3 protein-coding genes are annotated in these 2,797 nt (G+C 66.4%); 1 reads left to right on the top strand and 2 read right to left on the bottom strand.

The features are described 5' to 3' along the window. Nucleotides 1-225 precede the first annotated feature (225 nt). Together ACXIZN_RS43020 and ACXIZN_RS43015 are read right to left on the bottom strand one after the other, a co-directional pair. Entirely contained in the window at nt 226-1,308 is a 1,083-nt protein-coding gene (locus ACXIZN_RS43020) for an inositol-3-phosphate synthase (RefSeq protein WP_125679418.1), read from the bottom strand. A gap of 62 nt (nt 1,309-1,370) precedes the next feature. After that, a complete protein-coding gene (locus ACXIZN_RS43015) occupies nt 1,371-1,916 on the bottom strand; it encodes a PadR family transcriptional regulator (protein ID WP_005168208.1) in 546 nt (181 codons plus the stop codon). 247 nt (nt 1,917-2,163) lie between these two features. On the opposite strand from ACXIZN_RS43015, the gene ACXIZN_RS43010 reads away from it, so the two are divergent. After that, entirely contained in the window at nt 2,164-2,577 is a 414-nt protein-coding gene (locus ACXIZN_RS43010) for a DUF5318 domain-containing protein (RefSeq protein ID WP_457960753.1), read from the top strand. The last annotated feature ends 220 nt before the right edge of the window (nt 2,578-2,797 follow it).

The raw sequence follows: 2,797 nt of genomic DNA, 5'->3' as shown, positions 1-2,797 counted from the left end.
ACCGGGCTCCTGGCATGACGACCTCCCTATCAGCCGCCACCACTTGCAACAACCAGTTGAAACCGCCCCACTTTCGCAACCTTCAACGTCGCGAAAGTGGCTTTCGCAACGCTCCCGCTCGGGACCGGACCAGGTTCAGCCTCTCGCGGGCGCCCGGATGCCATGAAAGGTCCTTTCCTTGCGAATTTCGCAAGGAAAGGACCTTTCAGCCCGCGTCAGGGAGGGTCACGCCTCGCCGGCGATGAACTTCTCGACCTCGTCGCGCGCGGTGGCGTCGTCGTACTGCTCCGGCGGCGACTTCATGAAGTACGAGGAAGCCGACAGGATCGGGCCGCCGATACCGCGGTCCTTCGCGATCTTCGCGGCGCGCACGGCGTCGATGATGATGCCCGCCGAGTTCGGCGAGTCCCACACCTCGAGCTTGTACTCCAGGTTCAGCGGGACGTCGCCGAAGGCGCGGCCTTCGAGCCGGACGTAGGCCCACTTGCGGTCGTCGAGCCACTGCACGTAGTCGGACGGCCCGATGTGGACGTTGCCCTTGCCGAGCTCGCGGTCGACCTGCGAAGTGACCGACTGGGTCTTCGAGATCTTCTTCGACTCGAGCCGCTCCAGCTCCTTCATGTTCAGGAAGTCCATGTTCCCGCCCACGTTGAGCTGCATCGTCCGGTCGAGCTGGACGCCGCGGTCTTCGAACAGCTTCGCCAGCACGCGGTGCGTGATGGTGGCGCCGACCTGGGACTTGATGTCGTCACCGACGATCGGGACGCCCGCCGCGCGGAACTTCTCCGCCCACTCGGGGTCGGAGGCGATGAACACCGGCAGCGCGTTGACGAACGCCACACCGGCGTCGATGCAGGCCTGCGCGTAGAACTTGTCGGCCTCTTCGGAGCCCACCGGCAGGTAGGAGACGAGCACGTCGACCTCGGCCTCGCGCAGCGCGGCGACGACGTCGACCGGGGCCTCGTCGGACTCCTCGATGGTCTCGCGGTAGAAGCGGCCGAGCCCGTCGTAGGTGTGCCCGCGCTGCACGGTGACACCCAGCGGCGGCACGTCGGCGATCTTGATCGTGTTGTTCTCCGAGGCGAAGATCGCCTCGGACAGGTCACGGCTGACCTTCTTGGCGTCCACGTCGAACGCGGCGACGAACTCGATGTCGCGGACGTGGTACTCGCCGAACACGACGTGCATCAAACCGGGCACGCGAGTGCCGGCATCTGCGTCGCGGTAGTACTGAACGCCCTGGACCAGCGAGGCCGCACAGTTGCCGACGCCCACGATGGCCACCCGAACGCGGCGGTTCTCGCCCATGCCGGTTTCTCCTTCATTAGTCCAACAGTTGTAGGTAATGCGCAGCGCGCTCGGAGAGCGCCTCAGGTCTCCGGCCCGCGCTGCTCGGCCTGTTCGTGCGCGATCAGCTCGTTGAGCCAGCGCACCTCCCGCTCACTGGACTCCAGCCCGAGCCGGTGCAGCTCACGGGTGTAGCGGTCGATCTTCTCCTCGGCCCGCGCCATTGCCGTCCGAAGTCCTTCACGGCGTTCCTCGACCCGACGACGGCGGCCTTCCAGGATTCGCATCCTGACGTCGGCCGGTGTCCTCGAAAAGAACGCCAGGTGGACGCCGAAGCCTTCGTCGTCCCACGTCTGCGGCCCGGCGTCGCCGAGCAGTTCGGCGAACCGTTCCTTGCCCTCGGCGGTGAGCTTGTACACCCGCTTGCCCCGGCGTGCCCACGCCCGGTCTTCCACCTCTTCGAGCTCCTCGACGAGGTAACCGGCGCGAAGCAGCCGACGCAGGGTCGGGTACAGCGAGCCGTACGAGAACGTCCGGAACATCCCGAGCGTCTCATGCAAACGTTTGCGCAGCACGTAGCCGTGCATGGGGGTCTCGTGCAGCAGGCCCAAGATCGCGAGCTCGAGCACACCGCACCCCCTTCCGGGAACAAACCGCGACCGGTCGCGTTGGCCACCGTGACCGGCTCGGTCAACCTACCGGCCCACTATATCGCGCCGATACATCGAAGTGGTGTAGCTAACCCCGATCGAGTACCCGGGAACCGGGCGAAATTCACCGGACAGTTATCGAATCGTCGGCGTGTCCGACCGCATACGGACCGTCCCGCCGACAACGGGGCGTGGACCACACAGGAAGAGCCCGTACTCTGTTGGCGTGCGAAACCAGCGGCAGGTCGTGGACTACGCCTTACAGCGGCGCGCGCTGCTCAAGGGCGTCCACTCCGGACGGGTCGGCACATACGACGTCTGCGACGCGGGCCCGTACCTCCTCCGTGCCGCGAAATTCCACGGCCGACCAGGCGATCAGGACTGCCCGGTCTGCCATCGGGAGGAACTGACCCTGGTGTCGTGGGTCTACGGCGACGAGCTCAAGCACGCCGCCGGATCGGCCAAGACGCCGGACGAACTGGTACGGATGGACGGGCATTTCGCGGAGTTCACCGTCTACGAGGTCGAGGTCTGCCGGAGCTGCCACTGGAACCACCTGGTGCGGTCCTACGTCCTCGGAACAGGAGATCCGGGAACCACCCGGCCACGGACCCGGTCGCAGAGGACAGCGGGTCAGTGACAGGTATCGAAAACGCAGTTGAGCACAGAGCGGCGTGCCCCGAAGCGCCGGTCTGGGAGGCCCATTCGTGAACGACGACCGCAATCGCTCCTGGCCTGGCCAGGAGCCTGATGCACCTCGCCGTGCCCAATGGCCTGGCGAAGACGACGAACCCGGCTGGCCGAGCGAAGAACCGCCGCGCCGCCCCCAGCGCCGGACTCCCCCGAACGGCAACCCCCGC

The organism is Amycolatopsis sp. TRM77291 (genome assembly GCF_054166285.1).
Note: the sequence above shows the minus strand (reverse complement) of the source record. Positions and strands in the feature narration are given on the sequence as shown.

Bases quoted from the DNA above. Each gene is read 5' to 3' on its own strand.
- ACXIZN_RS43020 (WP_125679418.1), bottom strand. From the start codon at position 1,308: ATGGGCGAGAACCGCCGCGTTCGGGTGGCCATCGTGGGCGTCGGCAAC.